The 24,555-nt window shown below is 41.1% G+C and carries 25 protein-coding genes and 1 pseudogene; 21 read left to right on the forward strand and 5 right to left on the reverse strand.

The features are described from left to right. Positions 1–532: 532 nt before the first annotated feature. On the reverse strand, positions 533–973 hold the full coding sequence (locus tag AC25Y5_RS16215) for a YtoQ family protein (RefSeq protein ID WP_482101550.1): 441 nt from the start codon (positions 971–973) through the stop codon (positions 533–535). A gap of 107 nt (positions 974–1,080) precedes the next feature. Here AC25Y5_RS16215 and AC25Y5_RS16220 point away from each other — a divergent pair, with 107 nt between their 5' ends. The 15 genes and pseudogenes from AC25Y5_RS16220 (at position 1,081) to AC25Y5_RS16290 (ending at position 16,852) form a co-directional block, all read left to right on the forward strand. After that, the gene (locus tag AC25Y5_RS16220) at positions 1,081–2,706 is read left to right on the forward strand and encodes an amidohydrolase (protein ID WP_488141203.1); all 1,626 of its coding nucleotides are present in this window, start codon (positions 1,081–1,083) and stop codon (positions 2,704–2,706) included. A gap of 191 nt (positions 2,707–2,897) precedes the next feature. After that, positions 2,898–3,089: a YwbE family protein gene (locus tag AC25Y5_RS16225; RefSeq protein WP_340793105.1), complete on the forward strand. Its 192-nt coding sequence runs from the start codon at positions 2,898–2,900 to the stop codon at positions 3,087–3,089. A 105-nt stretch (positions 3,090–3,194) separates the two neighbouring features. Then, positions 3,195–4,352, forward strand: a complete 1,158-nt coding sequence (locus AC25Y5_RS16230) for a PstS family phosphate ABC transporter substrate-binding protein (protein ID WP_488141204.1) — start codon at positions 3,195–3,197, stop codon at positions 4,350–4,352. Positions 4,353–4,664: 312 nt separating this feature from the next. Further along, positions 4,665–5,213: a copper resistance CopC family protein gene (locus AC25Y5_RS16235; RefSeq protein ID WP_488141205.1), complete on the forward strand. Its 549-nt coding sequence runs from the start codon at positions 4,665–4,667 to the stop codon at positions 5,211–5,213. Beyond that, positions 5,210–6,298, forward strand: a complete 1,089-nt coding sequence (locus AC25Y5_RS16240) for a copper resistance D family protein (protein WP_488141206.1) — start codon at positions 5,210–5,212, stop codon at positions 6,296–6,298. Before AC25Y5_RS16235 ends, AC25Y5_RS16240 begins: the two co-directional genes overlap by 4 nt. Positions 6,299–6,410: 112 nt before the next feature. Beyond that, positions 6,411–7,403: pseudogene (locus AC25Y5_RS16245) on the forward strand (NAD(P)H-dependent flavin oxidoreductase). 61 nt (positions 7,404–7,464) lie between these two features. Then, on the forward strand, positions 7,465–8,346 hold the full coding sequence (locus AC25Y5_RS16250; RefSeq protein WP_482104699.1) for a DMT family transporter: 882 nt from the start codon (positions 7,465–7,467) through the stop codon (positions 8,344–8,346). Between the two features lie 86 nt (positions 8,347–8,432). Continuing rightward, entirely contained in the window at positions 8,433–9,446 is a 1,014-nt protein-coding gene (locus AC25Y5_RS16255; RefSeq protein WP_488141207.1) for an STAS domain-containing protein, read from the forward strand. 58 nt (positions 9,447–9,504) lie between these two features. Continuing rightward, positions 9,505–9,924: a GyrI-like domain-containing protein gene (locus AC25Y5_RS16260; RefSeq protein WP_488141208.1), complete on the forward strand. Its 420-nt coding sequence runs from the start codon at positions 9,505–9,507 to the stop codon at positions 9,922–9,924. Between the two features lie 148 nt (positions 9,925–10,072). Further along, positions 10,073–10,879 carry a hypothetical protein gene (locus tag AC25Y5_RS16265; RefSeq protein ID WP_488141209.1) on the forward strand — a complete coding sequence of 269 codons (807 nt, stop codon included), beginning with the start codon at positions 10,073–10,075 and terminating at the stop codon, positions 10,877–10,879. 75 nt (positions 10,880–10,954) lie between these two features. Further along, positions 10,955–11,677, forward strand: coding sequence for a MerR family transcriptional regulator (locus AC25Y5_RS16270; protein WP_488141210.1), 723 nt, complete (start codon positions 10,955–10,957; stop codon positions 11,675–11,677). 361 nt (positions 11,678–12,038) lie between these two features. Further along, complete coding sequence (locus tag AC25Y5_RS16275) at positions 12,039–12,641, forward strand: hypothetical protein (RefSeq protein WP_488141211.1); 603 nt, start codon at positions 12,039–12,041, stop codon at positions 12,639–12,641. Positions 12,642–12,747: 106 nt separating this feature from the next. Next, entirely contained in the window at positions 12,748–14,814 is a 2,067-nt protein-coding gene (locus tag AC25Y5_RS16280; RefSeq protein ID WP_488141212.1) for a DUF2339 domain-containing protein, read from the forward strand. 102 nt (positions 14,815–14,916) lie between these two features. After that, positions 14,917–16,113 (forward strand): class I SAM-dependent rRNA methyltransferase, encoded by a 1,197-nt coding sequence (locus AC25Y5_RS16285; protein ID WP_488141213.1) that lies wholly within the window; start codon positions 14,917–14,919, stop codon positions 16,111–16,113. 118 nt (positions 16,114–16,231) lie between these two features. Next, positions 16,232–16,852: a LysE/ArgO family amino acid transporter gene (locus AC25Y5_RS16290; protein ID WP_488141246.1), complete on the forward strand. Its 621-nt coding sequence runs from the start codon at positions 16,232–16,234 to the stop codon at positions 16,850–16,852. Positions 16,853–16,895: 43 nt separating this feature from the next. On the opposite strand, the gene AC25Y5_RS16295 is transcribed toward AC25Y5_RS16290, so the two are convergent. From AC25Y5_RS16295 to AC25Y5_RS16310, 4 genes are read right to left on the reverse strand one after another with little or no spacing between them, the layout of a single operon-like run. Next, positions 16,896–17,306, reverse strand: a complete 411-nt coding sequence (locus tag AC25Y5_RS16295) for a DUF3021 domain-containing protein (RefSeq protein WP_488141214.1) — start codon at positions 17,304–17,306, stop codon at positions 16,896–16,898. Beyond that, positions 17,303–17,761 (reverse strand): LytTR family DNA-binding domain-containing protein, encoded by a 459-nt coding sequence (locus tag AC25Y5_RS16300; RefSeq protein WP_488141215.1) that lies wholly within the window; start codon positions 17,759–17,761, stop codon positions 17,303–17,305. Before AC25Y5_RS16300 ends, AC25Y5_RS16295 begins: the two co-directional genes overlap by 4 nt. Positions 17,762–17,808: 47 nt before the next feature. After that, positions 17,809–18,552: an ABC transporter permease gene (locus tag AC25Y5_RS16305; protein ID WP_488141216.1), complete on the reverse strand. Its 744-nt coding sequence runs from the start codon at positions 18,550–18,552 to the stop codon at positions 17,809–17,811. 13 nt (positions 18,553–18,565) lie between these two features. Further along, positions 18,566–19,285: an ABC transporter ATP-binding protein gene (locus AC25Y5_RS16310; RefSeq protein ID WP_488141217.1), complete on the reverse strand. Its 720-nt coding sequence runs from the start codon at positions 19,283–19,285 to the stop codon at positions 18,566–18,568. A 199-nt stretch (positions 19,286–19,484) separates the two neighbouring features. On the opposite strand from AC25Y5_RS16310, the gene AC25Y5_RS16315 reads away from it, so the two are divergent. The 6 genes from AC25Y5_RS16315 to AC25Y5_RS16340 all read left to right on the forward strand — a co-directional run bounded on the left by AC25Y5_RS16315 (position 19,485) and on the right by AC25Y5_RS16340 (position 24,484). Beyond that, positions 19,485–20,300 carry a VanW family protein gene (locus AC25Y5_RS16315; RefSeq protein ID WP_488141218.1) on the forward strand — a complete coding sequence of 272 codons (816 nt, stop codon included), beginning with the start codon at positions 19,485–19,487 and terminating at the stop codon, positions 20,298–20,300. Between the two features lie 2 nt (positions 20,301–20,302). Continuing rightward, positions 20,303–21,853 carry a GNAT family N-acetyltransferase gene (locus AC25Y5_RS16320; RefSeq protein ID WP_488141219.1) on the forward strand — a complete coding sequence of 517 codons (1,551 nt, stop codon included), beginning with the start codon at positions 20,303–20,305 and terminating at the stop codon, positions 21,851–21,853. Positions 21,854–22,000: 147 nt separating this feature from the next. Next, positions 22,001–22,381, forward strand: a complete 381-nt coding sequence (locus AC25Y5_RS16325; protein WP_488141220.1) for a hypothetical protein — start codon at positions 22,001–22,003, stop codon at positions 22,379–22,381. Positions 22,382–22,620: 239 nt separating this feature from the next. Then, positions 22,621–23,232: a TerD family protein gene (locus tag AC25Y5_RS16330; protein ID WP_488141221.1), complete on the forward strand. Its 612-nt coding sequence runs from the start codon at positions 22,621–22,623 to the stop codon at positions 23,230–23,232. A 30-nt stretch (positions 23,233–23,262) separates the two neighbouring features. Further along, positions 23,263–23,841 carry a TerD family protein gene (locus AC25Y5_RS16335; protein WP_482101524.1) on the forward strand — a complete coding sequence of 193 codons (579 nt, stop codon included), beginning with the start codon at positions 23,263–23,265 and terminating at the stop codon, positions 23,839–23,841. 64 nt (positions 23,842–23,905) lie between these two features. Further along, on the forward strand, positions 23,906–24,484 hold the full coding sequence (locus tag AC25Y5_RS16340) for a TerD family protein (protein WP_488141222.1): 579 nt from the start codon (positions 23,906–23,908) through the stop codon (positions 24,482–24,484). Positions 24,485–24,555: the final 71 nt, after the last annotated feature.

Consider the following 24,555-nt stretch of genomic DNA (forward strand, 5'->3'; position numbering starts at 1 on the left):
TGGCGCGCTAGGTTATATGATCGGTCTTTTGACATGTATGGTTGGTGTAGAAATCATTCAAAAGAATGTGTATGTAAGTAGATATCCACATCACACAGTCATCCCTGGATGAATCTAGGGACTTCTGAGGATCAGAATTTCTGCCCTGATGAGTGATCCAACAATAGCTAGTTGACGTATACGTTACCGAAAACTGCGGTTTCATGGTCGCATTTTCTTCCTTACGGGTATAGTGTGCCATTGCCAATTATTTATCCACTGTTCGAATGATAAATCATTTTCTTCAAGATGAAATAACTTTTTCGAGCCGAACGTGGCCGTATAATTTCTTGGAGAATAGTCATCTTAATTGTCGAATTATATATTCAGATACCCATTACCCTAGCAGGTTAAACACCATTTCTATTGAATAACTAGATCGGTAATTTGGAATTTCTTCGTATGTCTATTTAAAATGGTAACTTCTGTAAACCTTCTTAAACGCAAAAAAAGGCAAGCCCTTGAGAGGGGCAGCCCGTATGAAGGTATAGGTTCATTCGAAAATATAATGCAATGCTTTTACAGCCTGATCGACCGTTTCGACGGTGGCGTTTGCTTTGCGGGATAATTCCTTCAGTGCGTGATGATGTGTTTCATTGCGAATAAGGATAAGTGGTTTGCCAAACGCGACGGCGGCACTCGCGTCCATGGCGGTGTTCCACTGCTTATATTTCTCCCCGAATAAAGCGATGACAAGATCGGCTTGCTTCATCAATAGCTCAGTGCGCAAATTGTTAAAGCTCGATGCCGCTGCATCTTTGGATATTGCATCTTGCTGCTTGCCTAGAATATCTTCCCCGATGTTATCAGAACGGTCGTGATCTTCCATGGGACCGACGAAATCGATTGGCAAATTAAGTGCCGCAACTTTCATCTTCACTTCCTCGCGCCATGAACTATGAATTTCCCCTGCTAGGTAAACAGTTAATCTCAACTAAATCCCTCCTAATCATTAGTCTTAATTGTAACATTGATATTCAAAATGTTGCTCACTAATGACCGAAAGTTTAGACTATACCTATAGAGATAGGGGGAATTTGGATGAAAACACTTTGGTATAACGGCACAATGTATACAATGGAACAAGAAGGCGGCCAAGTTGAGGCGCTGCTCACAGAAAACGGTAAGATTAGCGCAGTTGGTGCGTATGAGGATTTAAAAGTACTAGCAGATACTGCAATAGATTTACAAGGTACCGTTCTATATCCAGGATTCGTCGATAGTCATATGCATATGATTGGTCACGGCGAAAAATTACTAAGTCTGGACTTATCGGAGGCATCGTCCGCTGATGACATGATGGATATGCTGATGAATGCTCATCCTGATTTGAAATCAGACGAATGGTTTATTGGGGAAGGATGGAATGAAAACAATTTCCCAGATAAAAAGATCCTTACGCGACATGAATTGGATAAAGTGACGGATTCCCCTATGATTTTAAAACGGACATGCCGGCACGCGGCACTCGCCAATTCGAAAGCACTTGAGCTAGCAGGTATTTCAAAAGATACAGTAGATCCCGAAGACGGTGTCATTATGCGCGATGCAAGCGGGGAACCAACAGGCTACTTGAAAGAAGGAGCGCAGGAGATCGTGTTTGCCTTAATCCCGGAGCCGACGGAAGAATCATTGACACGGGCCTTACAGAAGTCAGTCGATGATTTGCTGTCACTAGGGCTGACAGGGGGAGTAACTGATGACCTTGGGTATTACGGTGACTACAAAAAACCGCTGCAAGCATTCAAGAACGTCATCGGCGAACAAAAGAAATTCCGTGCACATCTACTGCGACGGTCAACCGTTTTCAAGCAATTGATGGAAGAACAAGCCGTTTACAATGAACCTTGGATAGACCCTGGCGAGATGAAGTTTTTCATCGACGGAGCGCTTGGTGGTAAAACAGCCTTGTTAAGCAAACCGTATACGGATACGCCGAAAACGTCCGGTATGGCAGTCGTGACAGATGAGGAAATCGATGCACTGGTGGCGCTCGCACGAAAAAATGGGGAAGCGATTGCTGTCCATGTCATCGGGGATGCAGCCGTTGAAAAAGCACTCGATGCAATCGAGAAGTACCCGGTACCTACTGGCAAACACGATCGGCTTATCCATGTCAACGTATTGCGTGAAGATCTTGTCGAGCGAATGGAAAAACTACCGATTATCTTAGATATTCAACCGGTGTTTGTATCATCCGATTTCCCTTGGGTGATGGATCGTTTAGGGGGAAATCGTCTTAACTGGGCTTATGCGTGGGAAAAACTACTCGACCGCGGATTCATTTGCGGAGGTGGTTCGGATGCGCCGATTGAAGAGGTTGACCCATTACTCGGCATTTATGCAGCGGTGACACGGAGGAAGCCTGGGGAAAATCACGAAGGCTATTTGCCTGATGAAAAACTAAGCCGCTTTGAGGCAGTTGGTCTGTTTACGATGGGGAGTGCGGGCACAATTGGCAAAGAGGATGTCCGCGGTAAGATTGCGCCTGGATTTGATGCTGATTTCACTGTTCTCGACAGGGATTTATTCCACGTGGAAGAGGAAGAGATAGTAGATGCGAACGTTGTGATGACCGTTGTTGCGGGCGAAGTAATGTATAGAGGCTCATCAGCGGCAATCAATCATGAAGCTCCTCAAAACCTAGCTAAGAATGTGGTAAGCTAGAACCAACCAAGTAAAAGGGGTCTGACGAATGAAGAACATTTTCTGATCCTGTAAAAATGTTTGAGCACTTCGACGGTTACTTCGTCAAACACTTCCATATTGGAGAAGTCAATCGTGTGGAAGGTCAGCTGCATACAGGCACCGCACACGTCGTACAAAGTATGTTTCAAAAAAGAGAGGAAGAATAATTTATGAATGGACAAAATCGTGCAGATGTAACACCAGGCTTAAAAGTGGCGGTCATATTGAAAAAAGATCAGCGTTCGGGCGCTAAGACAGAGGGGGTCGTGAAAGATTTACTGACGAACTCAAGCTTCCACCCACATGGTATTAAAGTACGCTTGGAAGACGGACAAGTCGGACGGGTTTGTGAGATTTTATAACATATAGATAGTCATCACCAGTCTGCCATAGCCTATTAGGTTGTGGCTTTTTTTAGGGTACAGATATTTGGCGACTGTCACCATCATTTAAAGGGGGAGAATGGGTTGGAGAAAAAGAAAACAAGATTAGGGGATGTTGTTTTCGTTCTTATGATCATGGGCTTATTGTTGCCTTTTGTACTCATTGGAGCAGCCTACTTATGGTTTTCGGGGTTATCGTTTTTGCTACCGCTGCTGTTGTCACTTTATGTATCATTGGGTGTTGTGTTAGTAGTCATTGGTTTTAATCGGAAAAAGCATAAAAAGATAGTTTATCGCGTGATTTTTGCGGTGAATGCGCTTTTCCTCATTATTGCAATCCCAGGGATTTACGATAAAACAAGGCCGGTCCTTCAAGATGGCTATGTGGAAACGAATGCGTATGCACCTTTTAGTGCCAATACGAAAGCCGTGTCGCTAACCGAGCCTTCAACGTTGAAGTTAGAGGACAATCTCCCGATCCTTGACGGAGCAACTGCTCTATACCCGATGTATTCTGCTTTCGCACAGGCTGTGTACCCTGAAAAAGAGTATGATCAGTTCAATAGTGAAGTGATGTCGAATCGCACGGGGGAAGCTTACAATAACCTAATAAATGGTAGGGTTGATATTGTTTTCGCGAACGCCCCATCTGACCATCAGTCGGCGATGGCAAAACGATTAGGAAAAGAGCTAGAATTAACGCCAATTGGGAAAGAGGCTTTCGTATTTTTTGTAAATGAAAAAAGTCCTGTAAAGAATTTGACAGTTGATGAGATCAAAGGAATTTATTCGGGGACAATCCAAAATTGGAAAGAGGTAGGCGGGAAGAGGAAATCGATTCGTGCCTTCCAACGGCCTGAGGATAGCGGTAGTCAGACGGCTCTTCAACTTTTTATGGACGATGTGCCGATTATGGATCCGCCTGTCGAGGATATTGCATCATTGATGGGCACAGTTATCGATCAAGTGTCTGATTATAAAAACTATAACAATGCCATTGGCTATACGTTTAGGTATTATTCTACAGAAATGACGGAAAACAATGCGATCCGTTTACTCAACGTGAATGGTGTTGAACCAACGAAGGAAACGGTTCGTTCGGAAGAATATCCGATTACGAACGAGTTATATGCCGTGACTGCAGGTAGCGATAATCCGCATATCCAAGAATTCATCGATTGGATTTTGTCGGAGCAAGGACAGGAGCTTATTGAGAAGACGGGGTATGTACCGATTCAGTGATGAAAAGAACTAGCAACTATATGAGTCGAACTAATGATTAGTGCATACCCGAGCGCCGAACGTTGTTGGTAGGATTCTTTATTTCAACATATATATTTTAAACTCTGCCACAGCCTGTGAGGTTGTGTTTTTCATTTGGAAATAGCGATAGGACGGACGATGGTCCAATCCGATAAGTTGAATATTACTAGTATAATGAATTTAAACACATTATTAATTCCTCACAAAGAGGGCTTATACTGCACTTAATTAATCTATTTTCAAGTTTTTTAAAACGTAGTTTTATCAACTAATATTTTAGGAGGAATCATAGTGAAAAAAATTGTACTCATTACATTTGCCTTCATATTTATTCTTACTAACAACGCTTTGGCACATACAGAGTTAGACACGTCTTCTCCTGAAAATGGAGGGATTGTTACAGAGGAATTGCGTGAAATCGTCTTAACCTTCGAAGGGAAAATAGAGCAGGGCGGTACGTTAGAAGTAAGTGATTCAAATGGTCAGTCTATCCCTGTTGAAGATATATTCATTGAAGACACGCAAATGACAGGTAGCCTTCCAAACGCCTTAGTAAATGGAGACTATACTGCAGTTTGGAACATTATTGGTGCAGACGGTCATCCGATTCAAGGAGAGTTTTCTTTTACCGTAATTGTTCCAGGATCTGAAATGCCGGCTGAAATTGAAGATAATTCACAGGATGCAAGCCAAGATGGAGCACCTCTGGAAGATGTCGAAGATACTAAAACAAATGAACAAAGCCAATTACCTTCGTACCTCATTCCTGTAATCGTTATTGGACTAGTTGCAATCATTGTAGGGATTTTTGTAGGGTTAAGGAGAAAAAATAGTAAATGATAATGGTAGTTGTTAGTGAAACTCTTTTATATCTTTGTGTGTCGCTTCTTTTAGGTAGTTTCCTGATAGCCCTTGTGCCGAGTTCTCACAGGCCAGAGGTAAACATACCGAGAGCAGTACAAATCATCGCTACAATCGGCATCGCGGTTTTCTCATTCGCGCCTGTTTTAGTGTTAATCATGTATCTGTATGAGCATATGGGCTTTTCTGGAGCGTTCAAAAGAGTTCTTCTTACGTTTGAAGTGGGCAAGGCGTGGATTTTTATTTTTCTCGTTGTCAATATACTGTTCATTTTTATCGTTTGGTTTGATGATCGCCAGAAACCTGTTTACTCATATATAGGAATCGTTTTTGTTGTCATGTTAATTATGGGGATTGGTTGGGCAAGTCACGCTAGCTCTTTAGATCAAGTCAAAGGATTCTTAACGCATATAGGCCATTTTACAGCAGTGAGTATTTGGGTAGGAATTCTGCTGGTTGTTAGCTGGTTTTCAAAAGATCACTCCAACTGGTTGAATTTCTTAAAATGGTTTTCACCTGTTGCTATTAGTTGCTTCCTTATCATTACTGCATCAGGGATAATATTAATGACATTCGGAGTGGAGCTTACTGAATACACAAATGTATGGATGTTGCCGTATGGTCAATTATTGTTACTAAAACACCTAACGATTATTCCGTTACTGGTATATGCAGGGATCAACAGCATACTCATAAGAAAGAAGTTACTTAAAGATCAGGACTTCAATCCAATCCCGTGGACAAGAGTGGAAAGTGTACTCATCCTAGTCATTTTTTCGATAACGGCTGCATTGGGCCAACAATCACCGCCTAGCGGAAACACATTGAAAAGTGAAGGACCTTCAAAATTATTCAGATTCTTTTATCAAGGACAGTTTCAGCAGGGAATGAATGTCGAACTTGTAGCAAATGCCACAGGTCTTTCTCTTCTATTGTTAGCAATTCTTTTCGTCTCTTTAACTGTGTACTCATTTCTCATGAAAGCCCCGCTGATCGTAACATTCATCTTGAGCATTCTTTTCGTCTTTTCAAGTTACTTAGCATTAATTCTAAGTATTCAATAAAAAAGCACGAGGTAGCTGACATAGCTGCCTTTTTTTCGTTAGAATATAGGATATTAGTGGTACTTTCGTTGAAGTAGAAGGACTGGAGGTAAGTCGAATGAATATAACGGAAATGTTAGGAATCAAACACCCGATTATCCAGGCGCCCATGGCGGGAGTAACGACGCCGGAGTTTGTATCAGCGTCAGCGGAGGCGGGGATACTTGGATCGATCGCTGCTGGATATCTGTCTGCGGAGGAGACGCGGAAGTTCATTCGCAAAGTGAAAAGTCTTACCGGGAAGCCATATGCTGTGAATTTGTTTGTTCCGGAAAAGGTGGAGCCTAGTGAAGAGCAATTGCGGCAAGCGTATTAGGCACTCAAACCGATTGGAATTGAACTCGGGTTGTCTTCTTGGAATACACCGTTTTCAAAAACGGAATTTGAAGCACAAGTTCAGGTATTAATAGAAGAAGGTGTGAAGATTTGTTCATTCACTTTCGGTCTACCGAATGAAAAAACTTTGCGATTATTAAAGAAAAACAATATCTTCTTAATCGGGACAGCGACAACAGTGGAAGAAGCAAAACTGTCGGAGCAGTTCGGAATGGATGCGGTTGTTGCGCAGGGAAGTGAGGCGGGCGGTCATCGCGGGTCTTTTTTCGGTGAATTTAGAATGACAAAACTAGATGAATTGATTCCCGACGCAGTTAAATCCGTCAAAATTCCAGTCATTGCGGCAGGTGGTGTAGCAAATAAAAAAATGATGGATGATATGATTTCTGCCGGAGCACAAGCTGTCCAAATTGGAACTGCCCTCCTTGCAACTGATGAAAGCGGCGCACATCCGCTGTATAAACAGGCCGTTTTAGAAACTCAAGAAGGCAGTACAATTTTAACAAAGGCATTCTCCGGTAAAACAGCACGTGGAATCAGCAACCGGTTTATAATCGAAATGGCAGAAAGCGCAATTGCACCGTACCCATTTCAACATGAGTTGACAAAAGAAATTCGAAAAGTAGCCGCGTTGCAAGGAAAACCTGAATTCATGTCGCTATGGGCAGGTGAAAATGTACATCTCAGCAACGCTGGAAAAATAAATGCAATTATTGAACAATTTTGCTAGCAACTTCGTCCTTTAGCCATTCAGATTTGGTACACTATGTATAAAAGCGGCGGTGGATTACATGCGGAAATATATTGGAGAAATAGGACTTATCATAACAGCAATCATTTGGGGCAGCGGGTTTGTGGCAAGTGCCGTCGCATTGGAACACTACACGCCGTATCAAATTCTGGCGGGACGATTTTTAATAGGTGTACTCATTTTAGCAATCGTCTTTCATAAACGGCTGAGGTCGATAAAAAAAAGCACACTCATAAAAGGATCAATCTTAGGCATTTTCCTATATATCGCTTTCGTTCTTCAAACGGTGGGCCTTCAATTTACCACACCATCGAAAAATGCATTTTTAACCGCAGTCAATGTGGTAATCGTCCCTTTCATAGGGTTTGTCATCTATAAGAAGAAAATAGACATCTTTGAACTCAGCGGAGCAATTTTGGCAATCATTGGAGTTGCGGTATTGTCACTTAAATTTTCTTCTGAAATCAACATTGGGGATATGTTGACGTTATGTTGCGCTGTGGCGTTTGCATTCCATATTTTTTACACTTCGAAGTTTGTAAAAGAGGAGGATCCTGTCCAGCTGACAATTATTCAAATGATGGCAGCGGCAATCATTGGATGCACTGTAATCATTTCTAAAGGAGAAACGACCTTTTCTGTGGAAACGGAGGGGTTACTGCCGCTTCTTTACTTGGCGGTATTCTCCACGACAATTGCATTTTTGTTGCAGACAATGGCTCAGCAATTCATAACAGAAACGAAGGCTGCAATTATCCTATCCACCGAATCATTTTGGGGTATGGCATTTTCTGTAGCCATTTTAAGTGAAGTGATGACTGGTAAAATGATCATCGGTGCAATTCTTATCCTTGCTGCAATTATCATCTCGGAAACAAAGTTCCGTTTTCTGAAAAAGAAGAAGTTGATTGAAGAAAATTAGATAGTTCACTGATTCTACTAACTATGAAACTCCCTCGACTGAAATCACGGGTGTTCTTGGCTTAAACATAAAAGGAGGTTTCATAAATGGAAACAAAGCAAAATGTAGGCGGGCTTAATTTTAAGTGGGATCTTGATAATGGACGGTTCATGTTTGAGGAGGAGGATTCCATTATTTTTTGGATTTCTTCGGCCATGGAATCATTTTTCGACACGATCGAAGAAATTTCAGGTGAAGAAGCGTCCTGTTTAGTTTTTGAGACTACAGGATATCGACAAGGAGTCGGGGTAGGGGATTATTTTCAGAAAATGAAGGATGTAAGTGTAGAAGAGGCATCGGCTTTAATTACGAATACGTATGCCTCTGCAGGATGGGGTCAAACAATAATTGAAAACTTGAACCGTGAATCAAAAACGCTGACTGCTAAATTTAAAAATAGTTGGGAGCATAAAATAAATATAGCGCAAGGTAGGAAGGTGGGGAGTAACTTTATCCCGGCTCACTTTGCAGGTATCTTTACTACTATGTTTAACACGAATATGTGGTATAAAGTGATACACTACCAATCAGAAGGATATGAATACACGGAAGTAGCGTATTTTGAGTCTGATGTAACTGCGAATAGTAATATTCATCAGCTATCCAGAAAAAAGGAATCCGATGCCATTTTGCAATTGGAGGCTTTAGTAGAAGATAAAACGCGTGATCTGACAGAACTTATAAAAGAAATTTCTTCACCAATTATACCTGTTCATGATGGAGTCGTCGTAGTGCCTCTAATCGGACGATATGATGAAGACCGTGCCGAAGCGTTAGTTGAAAGAGTATTAGCTAATTTACCTTCATATAAGGTGAAATACCTGATATTGGACTTAACGGGACTTCATAAAGAAATTAGTAATTATACGGCACGCCTTATCGAAAAGATTGTAGCTACTGCTAGACTGATTGGAACAGAAACGGTGCTCGTAGGAATTTCTCCGCAATTAAGCACCGCTATCATCCAATCAGGCGTAGAATTGTCTAAAATTGACTGTTTCCAAACGCTTCAACATGGGATTCACTATTCATTAGGGCAACTGGGAAGAAGAATAATCTGAGTTACTTAGTTAAGAAGGTAAGTTCAATTCAAGAATTTCGGTGGGGAGCGTTGAGTATATGGAAACACGTATCGTTGAAGTCCAGGAATTCGCAGTGACAGGCTACGGGCTGAAAGGGCCGCTTTCTGAAATTCCGGGTAAATGGGATGTGTTGAATGCAGAAATTGCAGAGCAAGGTGTCTTGGCAGAAGAATCATTCGGACTTTGCCTGTCGATGAAAGGTGGAGAAATCCACTATATTGCTGGCGTCAAATCTCATCTTGCCGAAGGTTTTTTGGACACAGAAGCAGCTGTAGTTCCAGCTGGCAAGTTTATTGTAGCCAAGGTTGAAGGTGGAGTTTCCGAGATAGCGACCGCGTTTAACAATATTATGAAAATAGACGGTATTCAACTGCGAAATTCTTTCAGTTTTGAACGTTATATTCATCCTGAAGGCTCGAATGGGTATGACATTGAAGTTTGGTTGCCGATTGAGTGATAGTAAGGGCAGCTAAAGAATAATGTATACAGAAGAGATTACGGAGTGTTCCGGGGGTCTCTTTTTTATTTTTGAAAAATTTTGAATTTCGATTGACAATTAGTAACATAACCCAGCACTATGAATGGAAGGGGTGGTGAGGTACAAAGTGATAGAGATTTATAAAAGGACATGGATTTTCGGTTTAATCATCGGGATAGGGATTGCTCTTTTTTGCATTTTGTTTTATTTCATCAGTTATACAAGTTTCAGGGAAAATGGGGATGTATTAATCATAACCGGTTTGGCTGCATTGTTTTCAATTGGAGCAGGGTTTCATTTCAAAAGTGTGCATGAGAAATTACTCAAAGAAACAAGCGAAATACCAGAAAGTACGTTGAGCTTGGAGGGTTTAAACGAGCTGATTCTTGAGCGAATTCCTTCTTTTTTGCTCAAAATGTATAACGTTGATTCAAATGGCAATCCACTGTTTGTCATTGAACCATCCAAAGGTCAATTGTTAAGATGGCTTACATTTTTCGAACTATTTGAGAAGGGATTAATCATTCCGGTGCACTATGACATCGTAGATATGAACGGACAACTGCTAGCAACAATTACAATCAGAAGTAATATAAAACGTGACGAACTTACCTTAAATGAACCTGATGGTACAGTAATGGCCACTTACATACAGAAACATTGGACAGCAAAACTCAAAAATCAAGGAATTTTGTATCATGCGGATGGTTCGGTTTGGCGAGAGCTTGAAGCAAAAGCAATTGCGGGCGACATCGATGTAAAAGATGAGGAGGGGCGTATGACGGCTAAATACCGCTTTGGTATTTTCCCATATACAATGAGACCAGTTTTTCAAAGCGATGCCCATCATGAGCATGTTCAGTTCGGGTCACACATTTCTTCGGATGAAAAGCTGGCCTATACGATGATATTTTTCTTGTGGCTCAAAGGGTAATTTAATTCTCTTTTATGTGTTGACTCTTACGTTACGTCATACTTTATAGTTAGTTTTGAAGGGGGGCTAGAAGCGATGAAAGTGAAAGAAGTATCGCAGTTGACCGGTGTTAGTGTGCGCACACTTCATCATTATGATGACATCGGTTTGTTAACGCCGGACTGTACAACAGAAGCAGGGTACCGGCTTTACTCGGACGATAACTTGGCGACGTTGCAGCAAATTCTGTTCTTTCGCGAACTTGGCTTCTCTTTGAAGAAGATTAAGGAACTGCTTACGAATCCTAGGTTTAGTCGTCAGGAAGCTTTTGAAATGCAGCGTACAATGCTACTTGAAAAGAGACTTAAGCTTGACGGTATGATTGAAACGATTGAGAAGACAATTCAGCATGAAAGAGGGGAAATAGCAATGACGAATGAAGAGAAGTTTAAAGGGTTTGACTTCGGTGAGAATCCATATGAACAAGAAGCAAGGGGCCGTTGGGGTGACGAGGCGGTTGATGAATCGAATAAGAAAGTTGCACAGTTTGGACCAGAATTAGGGGAGGAAATGAACCGTATTTACTTCAGCTTGGCGAAAATACGTCATATGGATCCATCTTCTGATGAAGCGCAGGCTGGAATTGGTGAATGGTTTACTTTTTTGAATAAGATGGGAAGCTATTCATTGGAAGCATTCCAAGGTCTTGGTGAAATGTATGTTGCGGATGAAAGGTTCACAAAGAATATCGACCAGTTTGGCGAAGGGCTTGCGGTGTTTATGAGGGACGCAATGGTGGTTTTCGCCGGGAATAAATAGAACTCAATACAGTTAATGCAGCGGGGACAATTTGTTCGTGCTGCTTTTTTTTGAGTGGTAATAGGGTTTACAAGCTCAATCACCATCGCTATGATTGCAAGGAAATTTGCGGACAAACAAGTATTGAGCAGTAATTAATGTTAATTGTTAATTGCTTCGGAAACCGAATGATTAAAATAGATGAAACTCCATCGCTCGTTTCGACGTATAATAGATATAGATATAAAAAAATCCTTAACTGTCTTGAATTCCCGTTACCCTGTAGGTCCCGGGTCGTAGACAGTTTCCATCCGCAGCCGGTTTTATTTGCTGACCGAAATGCACATAATGGATATAAGAGAACGGCAAGGGGTTGGGTACAGTGAAGAAATTCATCTATATCGTGCTGACTGACACAGGAACCCTGCTGTCAAAAGCGATTGGGATGTACACGGGGAAAGAGTTAAATCATACATCGATTGCATTCGATAATGAGCTGATTGAAATGTACAGTTTTGGGCGCAAACAGCCGCATAATCCTTTCGTCGGAGGGTTTGTGAAAGAAAGCGCATCAGAAGGAATATTTCGGCAAGCAACGTGTGCAGTTTATCGCTGTGAAGTCACAGCGGAGGACTATATACGGATGCTCGATAAAATCCGTTTGATTGAACAGGAAAAAGAACTTTATAAATATAATTTTATCGGATTATTTGGTGTTGCCGTAAATAAAGGAATTCAGCGTGAGCATGCATTTTTCTGTTCGCAATTCGTGGCGATGGTTGTAAATGAAGGCAATTTACAAATGTTCAATATCGCACCAAGTTTAGTGCAACCGCATCATTTCTCGCAGCTTCCTTGTTTGGAACGTTTGTTTGAAGGAGATTTACAAACCTATTTGAATCAGACGAGAAATCAGCAGGAGCAAGAGCGCGCACCTATCCGTATGGGAATGTGGAAAAGTTTGGCGTTCCGATTGCTTGCCTAAATAAACATATATTTAGTATGAGAGCACTTCTAACTAACGGGAGTAGCTCTCTTTTTTCACTTAAATTTACTCTGTGAAACTACTAACGGGGGAAGGAGTGATTAAGTTGGATGAAGAAATGAAGAGCATTCTAAAAAGAGTAACTGATCTAGAAGGGAAAGTCGACTCGTTAAAACGGCAACTAGCGGACATGAAACCCGCAACAAGTTTCACTACGGAGGAAGTGAAAAAGGTACATTTGGCCTCCGTAATGGAACGCTTGCCTAAGCAGCCAGTTAGGGATGAAAATCCGAGTCAGCAAAAAGTTAGGAAAGAGTTCAATCTTGAGAAAGCATTAAGCAACTGGCTTCCGCGTGTATTTATGTTTATTTTACTGCTTGGTGTCTTATGGGGACTGAAAGTTGGAATGGATAATGGGTTTATCACCAATCCAGTACGAGTCGTAATGGGTTACGCAGGAACGATTTTGCTCTACTTTCTAGGGATGCGCTACTACAATGGTGGAAAAATAGGGTTTGGTCTAACATTGCTTGGCGGTTTTATCGGGCTCGGAATCTTGACCACATTTGCGGCACATCTTTTATATGGTTATTTAAACTTTACGATCGCATTTACAATAGGTGTAGCATACATCATTGCAGGACTAGTTTTGTCGAGAAAGATGAAATCAGAAACGCTAACCATTTTTTCAGGAATAGCAGGTTTTTTACTTCCATTTTTATTGGAAGGGGAGGGTGCTACTGCCGTTCAATTCTGTTCATACATCCTAATATTATTTCTATCACTGTTTTATGTATCCCTTAGTCAAAAACAAAAGTATAGCTTCTATATAACATTCTTCTTATTCCATGTAACACTACTGGTTTTCACACTTCTTGAAGGTGTAAATGCGGAGGCGTCCGTACTAGTAGTGACGGTGCTCATTCAGCATGGTGGGATTCTATTCTTCTATTTTAAAAATCGTATTTCAAGAGATGTTTTCTCAGAAGCACTCCTTTACTCCAATTTTGTCTTTACGATGGGCTGGATAAAGTTGCTTGACCAAATGCAAGAAGTCGCTGTGTATGGCATGTTGGCAACATTATATATTGCACTTGCAGTGTATTCAATTTGGAAGAAGGACCATGTGTTGCGTGGAATTCTATCCGCAGTTGCGGTACTTGCGGTCACTGTTTTCATCCTATCCTTCAATATGGAAGATGAACGTGTTGTGTTAATGTTGCTGCTATTAAATGGGGCGATTGGAATAGGGGTCGGTTTGCGTTATGACACGCTTCGGACAATTGTTACAGGTTCAGTAGTTTACTTATTCACGATACCTGTAGTTCTGACATCGATACAAATAAATGGATTTTGGTCTTTGGAACATGCAGTTTGGCTTATTTTTATCGGGACAATCGGTTGGATATTTTATTCGCTATACCGATTTGAACCAACTATTTTAAAAGGGAAAACGATATTGATTGATAAAAGTTTGATCATCGCTCAAGTGTTTGTTCTTCTATATATTTATGAGCTGACAAAGTTAGGGCTAGATAATGTCTATGTATCGTTTGAAACAGGCATTCATATTCAAAGATTTGTGTTGCTTGTGGTGCTAATCGCAATGTATAACGTCTATAAATGGAGTAAGGGCCTGTACTTGACCCATGCAATAGTCATTCTATTTCTAGTAGCAAGTTTAGGAATGCTGCTTCAAGGTTTAGGTTCTTTTTATAACCAAGGCGAGTTTTTGTTTAACTTCTTCGTGCAGCTAGCTTATGGAGCGACCTTAACGGTTATGATTCGGGCAATGATAAGGGAGCGTTTCTATTTAACTTTAAAAGAGCTGAAGTTTGAGACACCGCAGCTAGCTGTTTTTATGCAAGTTATTTATTTTATCTTCATAAATAAATGGTATTTTGCATTCACGAAAGCCTATGAGTGGGATTTGGACTATGTTTTATTCGCGCATACATTCCTGCTATTCGCATTTGCATTCCTGTCAATAAGTCTAGGGGGGAAATTGAATTGGAAATATGTTAAAGTCTTCGGTGCTGTACTCCTGGTTGTTTGTGTACTCAAGCTTTTCATCGTAGATTTGTCGAGTATTTCCATTCTAGTTCGTGCGATTTTGTTTATTGTCATTGGCGTTGTTGGGCTGCTTTATTCCAGAACGTTATTGAAGGACTAGTAAGCAAAACGGGTTTCGACAATACTTACGATGTATTGCGTTTGTCGCAATTCCTGCTAAAACGTGCGATAATAAGGAAAACAGTGAAGTAAGGATGACAATATGACAAAAACAGTCGATTTACAAGTAAATGCAAGAAATATTGCAGATTTCAAAAAAGGCTATCCGCTAATTCTAAAAGATGCGATTATTAATGCCAACGTTCTTACAACGGAAGGCACTATCGTTCGATTAGTGGATAAAGACCGTCGATTTGTTGCAAAAGGGTATTACGGTTTGCAAAACAAAGGCCTTGGTTGGGTATTGACGAGGAAAGAGGAAGAAGAAATTGATTTCGATTTTTTCGAATCTAGAATCGCAGCAGCACTTGCGAGACGTGAAGCGTTATTCGCGGATGCCTATACGACAGCTTTCCGCGTATTCAATGGAGAGGGCGACGGTATCGGCGGCCTGACAATCGATTATTTCGATGGCTACTTTATGGTGAGTTGGTATAGCGAAGGAATTTATTCGCTCAAGCATCATGTTTACAGCGTGTTCGATAAAATCATTGATTACAAAGGGATTTATGAGAAGAAGCGCTATGATACCAAAGGCGGATACATCGAACAGGATGATTTCGTTAAAGGAGAGCAAGGCGATTTTCCGATTATCGTCAAAGAAAATGGTATGAATTTCGCGGTCAACTTGAATGACGGTGCAATGACTGGAATTTTCCTTGATCAGCGTGATATGCGTAAAGCGATTCGTGACAAGTATTCTGAGGGTAGAAATGTCTTAAATACGTTCTCGTATACAGGTGCATTCTCTGTTGCGGCAGTCCTTGGTGGCGCGATGAAGACGACAAACGTCGACTTGGCGAAGCGCAGCAATGCAAAAACGATTGAGCAGTTCAGTGTAAACGGGATCGATTATGAACAACAGGATATTAAAATAATGGACGTCTTCGATTATTTCCGTTATGCAAAACGAAATGATTTGAAGTTCGATCTAGTTATTCTAGATCCGCCAAGCTTTGCCCGTACTAAAAAATATACGTTCAGTACTGCGCAAGACTATCCAGCATTGCTAATGGAAGCAATTGCGGTTACCGAGAAAAACGGCATCATTGTTGCGTCAACGAACAACGCGAGTTTCGGTATGAAGAAATTCAAAACGTTCATCGAACAGGCATTCAATGAAGCAGGGTCTAGGTACAAAATTCTTGAGGAATCGACATTGCCAAAAGATTTCCGGACCAACCGTGATTACCCAGAATTCAATTATTTGAAAGTTGTTATTATACAGAAAACGAAATAAGTTAAGAATAGAGAAGCCGTGCCGAGGTTAACTTGGTACGGCTTTTCGCATGCGAAAAAAGAGGATAAAGCCTGTCAATCGAGAATAGATAATGGTAGAGATTGAATGGGGTGGGAATGTGACTGAGGCGATTTTACACGGAATCATTCTGGCATTCGGCTTGATTGTTCCGTTAGGAGTCCAAAATGTGTTCGTATTCAATCAGGGAGCGTTGCAACCTACATTTATGAGGGCCATGCCGGTTGTCGTCACAGCGGGGATTTGTGACACGCTCTTGATTGTGGCGGCGGTATCAGGCGTTTCACTTCTAGTATTGACGTTCGCCTGGTTGGAAAATGTTGTTTTTAGTATTGGAATTCTTTTTTTACTCTATATAGGTTTTGTTTTATGGAGAAGTGACACGATGTCGATGAAGGTAGATGGAGAGCGGTTTTCAACTAAGAAACAAATCATCTTTGCAGCGTCGGTATCTTTAATGAATCCTCATGCAATCCTCGACACGATTGGAGTTATCGGGTCAAGTTCACTGAATTACGCGGGGAATGTACGAATGGCATTCACGCTGACGACAATCATCGTTTCGTGGCTTTGGTTTTTCGGGCTTGCAACGGCCGGGCGCTATTTCGGGAAGCTGGATTCGACAGGCAAGCTGATGGCGTTGTTGAATAAAATCTCTGCTTTAGTCGTCTGGGGAATCGCTGTGTATATGGCAATCAGATTGGTCGAAAATATGATGTGAAAAGCCGTACTGGTCATGACCAGATACGGCTTTTCACGTGGAATCAAAGCTCATTGAGTTCCGCATTCAACTTCTTCGCCTGGCTTCTGAAATACAGATAGAAAGAAGACCAAAATACTGAGTAGGATACAATGAATAATCCCAATGCGAGTAAAAAGCTTCTTAATGTAAATGGAACCCAACCGATTCCAAATGCAAGAACGAAATACAGAATTACCACTGTCGCAAAATGCAGTGCGGTTTGTTGGGACAATCGTAAATCGACATTTTCAAAAAAGAGTGGCGTAACTGTGAAAAACCAGCCGCAGAAAATGGAGCCGAGCGAGTTTTTCAAGAATAATTGTCCGTCCAGCATATCTATATCACTGAATAACACAACTGAATTGGTCAGAATCACAGCGATGAATGCACCGAAGAAAACACCGATGATGCTTCTGTATAAGAAGGTTTTCATTCGCTTTTCCTCCTGTTCATTTTCAAGGAATCTTTAATGGAATTGACGTATGTCCTAGAAACATATTCCTTTGCCCCCGACTTGAAATACAGACATAATGTTCCGTTAAATGAAGCTTCAAAACGGCTCATTTCATGGAGATTGGCAATAACTGATTTGGATAGCCGTACGAATTTAGTCGAAGGAAGTATAGCTTCTAGTTCATATAACTTTTCTTTTAATTTAAAGGAACCGGCAGTAGTCACGGCGACAACGCTGTCTTTTTCAGTATGGAAATAATGGATATCACTCGGCTTCAAAATGTGCTGCATATCGCCGTTTCTACCAACAAGAAAATCCGTATCCTGACCTTTGATAAAATCAAGAATTTCTTGCACGGAATCGTCCAGTTCCGGGCATTCAATCGTCACTTTGGTTTCTTCGTAATCACGATCAATGTTCAATGATACTTTCATTGCGAGACACCCCTCTCGACAATAGTTTATCTGTTTACGCAAGTCTGTCAAATGCGTCTTTTTGTTGAAAAACTGACAACGAACAAAGCGGTAATGGCAAGACAACAAATATAGGCGAAGGAAATGAGCGTGCCGCTGTCAAAAATAAGTCGGTCATTCCAAATGGCAATGAACAACGTATTCATATGATAGAGCGGATTGAAATCGGCAATGACTTGGATGAATTTCGGCATCATATTGATTGGAAGCGTAAATCCTCCAGTGAAGATGACAACTTGGAAAATGACAATGGAGAATACCAAAGCACTTTTCACCTCGTTGAAAAAAGCGTAAATGGCAGAAGCAATTAGGAGAAGAGCGGCATTGAGTACGATGAAAAATCCATAGGCTGTGATGAAATTCAATACATGGAACTGCAAATCATACACAAGCATACCGATTGCATAAATGAATAGGTAACCGAAACTTGTAATTATGATGGAGCGAACGATACTTGATAGCAAAAGTGTATTTTTAGAAACAGGTGAGAGTCTGATTCGCTTTTCGACACCCGTTGCACGATGCGTCACTTGGTCGAACCCGAAAGCAAAAAATACGGTGGTGAATGTTATTAGTAAAATAAACGATGGTGTATACGTTTGTGCATAACTCAAGTTACCTGCGTATGTCTGATCTCCATACAATTGCCCCAGGAAAATGTACGTTACTGGCGGCACGATAATCGTGAAAACCAAATAAAACAATTCTCTTGAAAACATGAGTAAGTCGTACTTTAACTGTGTCGCTAACATATTTTCTCCCCCCTTATATGGATACTTTATCAAGATAAAATGCATTGACGGATGTATAGCCTGTTTCTAAAATACCTTCTGTTGTATCGAAGATTTCATTTACTCCATTATCAATAAGCATCACCTTATCGCAATACAATTCAATTTCATCCATATTATGTGTCGTTAAAATGACCGTCCCGCCCGTACGATTGTTATAATCGGTAATGTACGTCCATAAAATATTGCGCATATGTGGATCAAGCCCCGTCGTTGGTTCATCCAAAATTAGGAGCTTGGGTTGCGATAAAAAAGCGATGGCCAAACTCACAATCTGTTTCCAACCGCCGGAAAGTTTATCGAAATACTTTTTACGATGTGGTTGTAACTTGAAATCGGCAATGATTGTTTCAATGTCGATGGGCGATTTGTAATACGCTTTAAATAACCGCAGCAGCTCCTGCACCTTCAGTGTCTGATAGAACTGTGTCGGCTGCAGTACAACGGATATTTGTTTTCGAACTCGTTCCAGCTTGTTAGTTGAGAGTGCCTTTATATCTTCATTGAAAACGTACACTGTTCCGGCGTCATATTGTTTAATCGTCATAATGATTTCAAGAAATGTAGATTTACCGGCCCCGTTCTTTCCGATAACCCCGATGATTTCACCTTCTTGTGCTTGAAAATCCAAACCTTTTAAAACAGCATTTGCTCCGTAAGCTTTTTTCAAATTGCTAACCTTGATAATTGTCATTGCAATCCCTCCGTCTGAAAATTCTTTGTAATCAAAGTGTATGATGAAAGGGCCTTATTGTCTGCGGGATTTCGGTGACTGGCAACAAATTGAAGGTGACTTGCAGTAAAATAAGGATGAAATGCATTCGATTTTTGAGAAAATCCAAAGGACATAGCTATTTAAATAGAGAATAAGTAATGAAGAGGGGATGAAGTGGATGAATTCATTGAAGCCGAAAAAGCGCAGTAAGATACGTATATTTTTCGGGAAGAAAGTGTATCGGTTGAAACGGTATTCAGAGTGGTACATGGACGGGAAAAAGTATGCAATGAAGCGGTCGGTGGAGAAATTGAACCATGTTGTTTTCAAACACCGAACGCCGCTACTTCGTCAACTGAAAGATGTCGAGATGGAATTACAAACCAATAAAATTAAGAATTTGAAGATAGCAGCAAAACGATTGAACGGAATTATACTCAAGCCAGGACAAACATTTTCCTATTGGCGCTTGATAGGAAATACGACGAAGCGCAAAGGGTACGTCGAAGGAATGATATTGCATTACGGGCAAGTGACGACTGGAGTTGGTGGGGGTCTATGTCAGTTGTCAAATCTGATATATTGGATGACGCTTCACACACCGCTTACGCTTACTGAACGCTACCGCCACAGTTACGACGTCTTCCCGGATTCAAAACGAAATCAGCCGTTCGGCAGTGGTGCTACATGTGCCTATAACTATCTTGATTTACAACTAAAGAACGAAACGAGTGAATCGTATCAGCTTATCATCTATCTGACGGACACTTCGCTCGTCGGTGAATGGCGTGCGTCCACGGTGGCGAATCGAACCTACAAAGTGTACGAAAAAGACCACAGTTTCACGCGTGAATCATGGGGTGGATATGTGCGCCATAATACGATTTACAGGAAAGCGTACAACCTGAACGGCGAACTCATCGATGACGAATTCATTACAGAAAACCATGCGATTACGATGTATGAACCATTTTTGTCAAATGAGGAGTGTTGAATATGTTAGGACTGAACAAAGGTGAAGTCAGATTAGTAGCGCATGCTACTGACTGGGAAGAAAAGTTCATTGAGGAAAAAGAATTATTAAGCGAGGCCATTGGAATGCAAGTGGTGGATATCGAACATATGGGAAGTACTGCCATCAAAGGAATTGCCGCGAAGCCGATTCTAGATATTCTTGTCGGTGTTCGATCAATGGATGATGTAGCGAAATTTGATAAAAGGAGATTGAAAGAAGCTGGTTATTACCATCTTGGTCGTGTGGAATTAGAGGGGAAAGTTGTTTACGCTAAGTTTACAAACCTAGAGGATCTGACAAAAACGCATGTCCTTCATATTGTAGAATATGGCGGTGATTGGTGGCAGAAACATACATTCTTCAGGGATTATTTAAATGAACACCCCTACGTTGCGAAACAATATGAAACGTTGAAGAAAGAATTGGCCGCAACGTATCCGGATAATGAAAGTTTGTATACTGAAGGGAAGTTATGTTTTGTCGAAGATGTAATAGGCAGGAAAAAAACCAGGCCATTCATTATTAATGAGGGGAATTTGCAAGTTCGTGAATTGGAAAGGGTTGATAAGGTACTTCTCTCGAAATGGCTTTCAGATCCAGAAATCCTACAGTACTATGAAGGACGTGACAATCCATTTAATCTTGAAAAAGTGGAACAGCAATTTTTTGAAACTGAAGAGAATGTGACTAGATGCCTGGTTGAACTTAGCGGAATTCCAATCGGTTATGTCCAGTTTTACATAGTTGACGGAGATGAGAGAGAAGTCTATGGCTTTGGCGATTCGGCGGAGCTGATCTATGGCATGGATCAGTTCATAGGAGAGTCAGCTTATTGGAACAAAGGCATCGGAACGGAGCTCGTCCAAGCGATGGTGAAGTACTTACTTGAAGAAAAAGGTGCGGACCGGATTATAATGGACCCGCAAATATGGAACGTACGGGCAATACATTGTTATGAAAAATGTGGTTTTGAAAAGTTAAAATTACTGCCAGCAAATGAACTGCATGAAGGGGAATTTCGGGATAGTTGGCTGATGGTAAAACGTAAAGTCGATAAATTTGATGGTGGTCCGCGGATGAAATTCAGAAAATTGAGCAAGCATGAGACGCCACCCATGGATCTGCTCCTCTTTGCCGATCCATCGTGGGAACTGATAGAAAGATATATTGCCAATGGTGAGTGCCGTGTTGCTGAAGAAGAGAATAAAATCATCGGTGTCTATGTGCTAGTCAAGTTGAGTGATACAACGATGGAAATTATTAATATCGCAGTAGATGAACAAAAGCGGGGTCAAGGGGTTGGGCAGAAGTTAATCCGTGATGCAATCCTGACTGCAAAGATGCTAGGCTGTGAAACGCTTGAAGTGGGAACGGGTAATTCCAGCATCGATCAATTGGCATTTTACCAGAAATGCGGATTTCGTATGGAGGCTATTATCAAAGACTTTTTCACGGACAACTACGAGGATGAAATTTTCGAAAATGGTATTCAGTGCCGAGATATGATCAGGTTTTCGATGACTCTTTTATGATTTAGCAAAATACACCAGTGACATTAGTTGTGGTAGGGGCATTAACGAATAGACGTACTTGTCATAAATACGTCCCGTGACAAGTCTCTGCCCCTTTAGTAAAATGGATATAATATATGGTGGACTTTTTGTGGAGGAGATAACGCAGTGAAACGGATAATCATGCTTCTTTTCATTGTTGGTGTGATAGCAGGCTGTTCGAATGTGTATAGCGCAGAAGAAGGCTATCGCATGGCGGTCATTAACCAGGGTTTTCCGGTTCCTAAAAATGCAAGTGAGCTGAAACCTGAAGCGTGCACAGCAGAAATTGCGAAATCAGCAAAGTACAAGTTGAAGGCTATCGGCGGGGAACAGGGAGAACCTCCAAGACATTACTTGGAGGAAATTAAAAAGTGGGGTTGGACCGAGCTTGAAGATGAGCGAAAAGGAAATATCCACTTCTATGAAAAAGAAGGAAAAGTCATTTCACTCGTCTTTACCAAAAATGTCTTTGATGTGTTTGAAATGAGCAGCGGAGTGGAAATCTAAGGGAATCCAAGTGATTGGGATTTCCTTTTTTGAAACTAATTATATGACCGACCGTCCTACTAGTAGGAGAGGATTGAGTTAGCTCGATGTTAACTATTCTCCTTTCACGGTTCACAGACGAAGAAAATCCTTATTAATAGCCGTTGTTTTGGTAGTCCAGTGTCAGATGTAGTAAAATGAATAATGAAGTTGTTACAGCATAATAATGGGGATTTCCATTAAACGAAGGAGTGATTAATTTGGCGATTATCTTACAAAAAGGACAAAAAATTGATTTGACAAAAGGTCATCCTGGCCTTGAGAAGATTGTTGTTGGACTTGGTTGGGATCCGATTCAGAAAAAATCCGGCGGATTACTTGGCGGACTTTTCGGCGGCGGTAATAGCGGGGGTTCTAATATGGATATCGACGCCTCTGTCATAATGCTTCAAGACGACAAGTTTCTAGGTAAAGAAAACTTGGTGTACTTTGGTAATATGAAAAGTAACTGTGGTAGCGTAGTACATACAGGCGATAATACTACAGGACAGGGCGATGGAGACGATGAGCAAGTGGTTGTTGACTTGAATAAAGTTCCCGCGAATGTTAATAAGCTTGTGTTTGTCGTCAACATTTACGATTGTGTAAAACGTAAGCAAGACTTTGGTCAAGTGGAAAACGCATTTATCCGCGTCCTGAATTCTTCGAATAACGAGGAATTATTAAAATTCAACTTGTCCGAAAATTATGCAGGATCTACAAGCTTAACTGTAGGGGAAATTTACCGCAGTGGCAGTGAATGGAAGTTTGGCGCGGTTGGTTCAGGATCTTCAGATGCAGGACTGGCAGATATGGTTAAAAGATATTCATAAAATATAAAAATAGAAAAGAGGATGACTTAAATGGCTATTTCATTAAGCAAAGGGCAAAAAATCGATTTAACGAAAAGTAATCCAGGACTAACAAACATAACAATCGGCTTAGGCTGGGACACGAATAAATATGACGGCGGGAAAGATTTTGACCTCGATTCGTCTATATTCTTATTAAACGCAACAGGCAAATGTGGAGACGAAAAGGATTTCATCTTTTTCAATAATCTTGAAGGTGGAAACGGTTCCGTGGTTCATGCGGGCGATAACTTAACTGGTGAAGGTGATGGAGACGATGAACAAGTCAATATCAATCTTGCAAATGTGCCGGCTACAGTTGAAAAAATTGCATTCACGATTACGATTCATGATTCAGAGACACGCAATCAGAACTTCGGACAGGTTTCAAACAGCTATGTACGAATCGTCAACGATGCAAACCGTGAAGAGTTGATCCGCTATGATCTTGGAGAGGATTTCTCCATTGAAACAGCTGTTGTTGTTGGTGAATTGTATAGACATGGTAGTGAATGGAAGTTCAGTGCAATTGGCAGTGGCTATCAGGGTGGTCTAGCTTCACTTGTTAAGGATTATGGACTTCAGGCTTAATCATAATGGATGACGTTTGTTATAGAGCTTCTTCGTTCAATTATGATGGACAGGAGTGATTCAAATGGCGATTAGTTTATCAAAGGGACAAAAGATTGATTTAACAAAGTCGAACCCAGGTCTTGTAAGAGGGGTAATAGGGCTTGGTTGGGACACAAATAAATATACTGGTGGCAAGGAGTTTGATTTGGATACTTCTGCGTTTCTTGTGGATGTAAACAATCGTTGCCAGAATGATCATGATTTCATCTTCTACAATAACCTTAAGCATCCAAGTGGCGCCATTATTCATACAGGCGACAACCGGACGGGCGAAGGAGATGGCGATGACGAGCAGGTAATTGTTGATTTTTCAAAAATCCCTGCTTATGTTGACCGCATAGGTATTACGGTTACAGTTCATGATGCAGACGCGCGAAACCAGAACTTTGGGCAGGTGACAAATGCTTTTGTTCGTCTAGCGGATGAAGCTACGGGAGAAGAATTGCTTCGTTTTGATTTGGGAGAAGATTTCTCGATAGAGACAGCAGTTGTTTTTTGTGAGCTTTATAGGCATAAGAATGAATGGAAGTTCAATGCGGTCGCCAGTGGATTCTCCGGAGGTCTGGGAGCGCTTTGTCGGAACTACGGTCTAGACGTATAATTTCATGGTCACGACTATGAACCAGCGTAGGATGACTTAATATAAAAAGAGGAAGAAGGCTTGTACCTTCT

Source organism: Sporosarcina sp. Y1011, from assembly GCF_057669885.1.